General features: G+C 33.8%; 3 protein-coding genes. All 3 read left to right on the top strand.

The annotated features are described in order from the left end of the window. Positions 1-587 precede the first annotated feature (587 nt). Complete coding sequence (locus F6K54_RS41740) at positions 588-1859, top strand: transposase (protein WP_293090376.1); 1272 nt, start codon at positions 588-590, stop codon at positions 1857-1859. Between the two features lie 272 nt (positions 1860-2131). After that, positions 2132-2797 carry a class I SAM-dependent methyltransferase gene (locus F6K54_RS41735; RefSeq protein WP_293090375.1) on the top strand — a complete coding sequence of 222 codons (666 nt, stop codon included), beginning with the start codon at positions 2132-2134 and terminating at the stop codon, positions 2795-2797. Continuing rightward, the gene (locus F6K54_RS41730; protein WP_293090374.1) at positions 2779-2916 is read left to right on the top strand and encodes a hypothetical protein; all 138 of its coding nucleotides are present in this window, start codon (positions 2779-2781) and stop codon (positions 2914-2916) included. The genes F6K54_RS41735 and F6K54_RS41730 overlap by 19 nt, the downstream gene beginning before the upstream one ends. Positions 2917-3770 lie beyond the last annotated feature (854 nt).

The following is a 3770-nucleotide window of genomic DNA, read 5'->3' as shown; positions in this document are numbered from 1 at the left end:
CAAAGTTTTTTTTAAGGTTTAAACTGTACCGTAGGGCATAGGTCAACAGGCTCTTGATAGCGCAGCTCCTCTGAAAGAGGCAATAGAGCGAACGCGCAGGCGTGAGAACCATCTCTGGACTAGATGCTGTAAGGTGTTTAGTTTAAGTGGACTCATTGAACCAAGAATCCTGGTTCCAGGAGAATCCCCGTGCGTTTACGCCGGGGAGTATGTCAAATCTTAATCTATAGCACCAGCGTAAAGTGCTATATGTTTTCTGGTTTACGTTTAATTTTGCCGACTTACTGTTGTTTATATTATTAAAACAAATATTTCTGAAGAGATAATTTTAAAATTGTTATGTTAAGTGAATTATGAATAAACGTAAAGTTGGCTAGTTATTGACATTATTCTCAATTATTTGACGAATTTACCTAAAACTACCAGAAGGCCAGCACTATAATTTTAATTTAGTGCTGGGATGAATAGTAGGTATATATATTGTGATTCGATGTCACAATTAGATACAAATATCTATAGTTTACCCGGTTGACATTGCAGGTAAAATTATTGATAATAGTAAATGTAGTTAAGAAATTAGTTGTATTTTGTTAGTAATTGAGGCCAAGTTAAAAGGCAGTCAAAATCAATACAAAGTTTTAGATGAAATGATTCTTACAGGTCAATTCATTAGGAATAGTTGTTTGCGCTATTGGATAGACAATAAAAACGTCAAACGGAACGACTTACAAAAACTTTGTGCTGTGCTAGCAAAAGACAATAATTTTCCTTGGGCTAAAAAACTAAACTCTCAAGCAAGACAAGCATCTGCTGACAGAGCATGGCAATCAATAAACAGGTTTTACCAAAATTGCAAGCTAAATAAACCAGGGAAAAAAGGCTACCCAAAATTTAAAAAATTTACCCGTTCAGTAGAATATAAAACTTCTGGTTATAAATTATCGCCAGACAGAAAAACAATTGAGTTCAAAGATGGTTTTAAAGCAGGTAAATTTGAATTGTGGACTAGCCGTGATTTAGTTTGGTATTCAGAACAACAAATAAATAGAGTTAGAGTTATCAGGCGTGCAGATGGTTATTATTGCCAGTTTTTAGTTGATATTGAGAGAAAAGAAAGTCATAATTTTCAAGGTGATTCAGTAGGAATAGACTTAGGTTTAAATGCTTTTTATACTGATAGTAACGGTAAAGCGATTAATAATCCTAAGTACCTGAGAAACTCAGAAAAAAGGCTGAAAAAACTACAACGGAGAGTATCGCGTCGCCATAAAAAAGGTAAAACTCAATCAAATAATTACCACAAAGCAAGGATTCAATTAGCTAAAAAACATCTTCAAATTAGTAGACAACGTGAAGACCATGCAATAAAAACTGCACGGGCGTTAATCCAATCTAACGATCTGGTAGTATACGAAGATTTGAAGATTGCCAATTTAGTTAAAAACCATCATTTAGCTAAGTCAATATCTGATGCAAGTTGGCATCAATTTACAAAATGGCTTGAGTATTACGCTAAGTTACACGGAATTGTTTGTGTAGCAGTACCTCCCCATTTCACATCTCAAGAATGTTCAAATTGTGGTCGAACGGTAAAAAAATCATTGTCTATTAGAACTCATAAATGCTTACATTGCGGTTATATAGCAGATAGAGACCATAACGCAGCAAGAAATATTCTAGCTAAAGGGATGGAGATGTTGGGAGTGATATTTAACAGTACCGAGGGGCACTCGGAAACTGGGGACAAAATCCCAAACGCTACAGGAGAGTTTGACCGCTGGATTGATAATAGCAATATTGTTAATGTAAGTCATCTCAATGAATGTAGAATCATCAATGATGAGAATCCCGCATCATAATCGCTAGATTTGATCCGGGAGTATGTCAATTAATTTGCAGTCCATGATATGATTTTTATAGTCACAGGATTGGTGTAATTAATTTGTAAAAAAACTCTGCAAGTTATATTTAAATCGTATTATGTTAAGTAATTTTAATTTTAATTTGTTGGAGGAAAAAACAATTTTTCTAGAGACAGCTTAACAATAAAGATCGAAAATTTGACAAAAAACTAGATTTATGTATTGTTGTTTTGGCTATAGGTAAGAATTGCACTGAAACAGAAAAAATTATGGACAGAATATTAGAACCAGAGGTCATGGACACATGGGAAGAAGCAGAAGAATATGACTCAATGGACTTTTTGCAAGTCAATCAAGCCTTTGCAGAAAGTTCTATAGAAATCGGCCCAAAAAAAGGATTAGTTCTTGATGTCGGTACTGGTACTGCCAGAATACCGATATTAATATGTCAGCAACAACCAGAATGGCAAATAATTGGCATTGATTTATCAAAAAATATGCTGACTATTGGAGAGAGAAATATTGAAAAAGCACAATTACAATCACAGGTCAAATTAGAATTAGTAGATGCCAAAAAATTACCCTATTCAGAACATAGTTTTGAGATGGTAATTTCTAACAGTATTGTTCACCATTTATCAGAGCCATTACTATTATTTCAAGAAGTTAAAAGAGTTTTGCAGCCTCAAGGTGGAATATTTATACGAGACTTACTTCGTCCAGAAACTCCAGAATTAAAAGAGGAACTTGTAAACAAATACGCTAGAGATTGTAATCAACATCAACAGAAATTATTTAGAGATTCTTTGCAAGCTGCTCTAACGATTGTTGAAGTAGAAAAAATAGTTAAAGATGCTGGTATTAAAGAAGTAAAAATATATCAATCATCAGATAGGCATTGGACTGCAGAAAGAAAATGGTCAAAAACAGAATAGTTTTGAGTAGTAACAAGTTTATGCCAAGTGTATTTACATTTTCATCATTGATATTGAGCGATCGCTCCCTAGCCAAGTCATTAAAAATCGGCATACTTAAAAAATCAGCTAATGATTAACAGCTCAACTAATTAGGGTTTGCTGATTAATTCTAAAAGTATTGACTGATATTAGTTTTAGAGTTGAAAAAAAGTACCAGCTTTTCGGTGGAAAAAGCTCAAAAAGCTAGTATTTTGGGATGATTATGGCAGAAAAATTGAGAGACAATTCTTACTCCTACCTCCTCTACATTCCCATTTCTCCTTTCTCCTTTCTCCTACCCCAGCAAAAAAACTTTTTCAGCAAACCCTAATTAGAAATTTAATAGATTTTTTTTTACTCAATCAGCTAAATCGTAATTATAATTACCAGCTATTAAGTTTGCTCTTAACCCCAATCTATTACCGAAAAATTGTGGTCTAAAACCTCCCCTTTTAAGGGAATAAAAAACGGTCGATATTCGGATATTCTCGTAGGGTATTACGAGGAAACCTGTGCCATATCAAATCGACCAAGAAAAAGAGAATATTCCAGATTTCAATCCCAATACTTTCCTAGGTCATGCTGCGCCTAATTGAAATGACCCCGATTTCTATCAAGATAAGAGAGAAAAACTAGAATGGGATTAAAACTATCACGGATAAAGTTATTACTGCTTGTAAAGTTAAACTCATTAATTTATATCAATAGACATCTCCAATAATAAAAAATCAAATCAATTATCCTAAAGAAATTATCAATTATTTACCCCTACTCCCTACTCCCTACTCCCTCTTTTCTGGAGATGTCTAATGATTGTTTAAATATTTAGGGCTTGCTGAATAAATATAAAAGCATTGACAGATAAAGGTAAGTGCCTTTTTGGGTCTTGAAAAAGTACAAGGTTTTCGTTCTAGGGAACTCAAAAAGCTAGGATTTTGGGTTGACTATCGCA

This window comes from Okeania sp. SIO3B5 (assembly GCF_010692555.1).
Taxonomy (GTDB): domain Bacteria; phylum Cyanobacteriota; class Cyanobacteriia; order Cyanobacteriales; family Microcoleaceae; genus Okeania.
The sequence above is the reverse complement of the archived record's forward strand: the minus strand, read 5'-3'. Positions and strand labels throughout refer to the sequence as shown.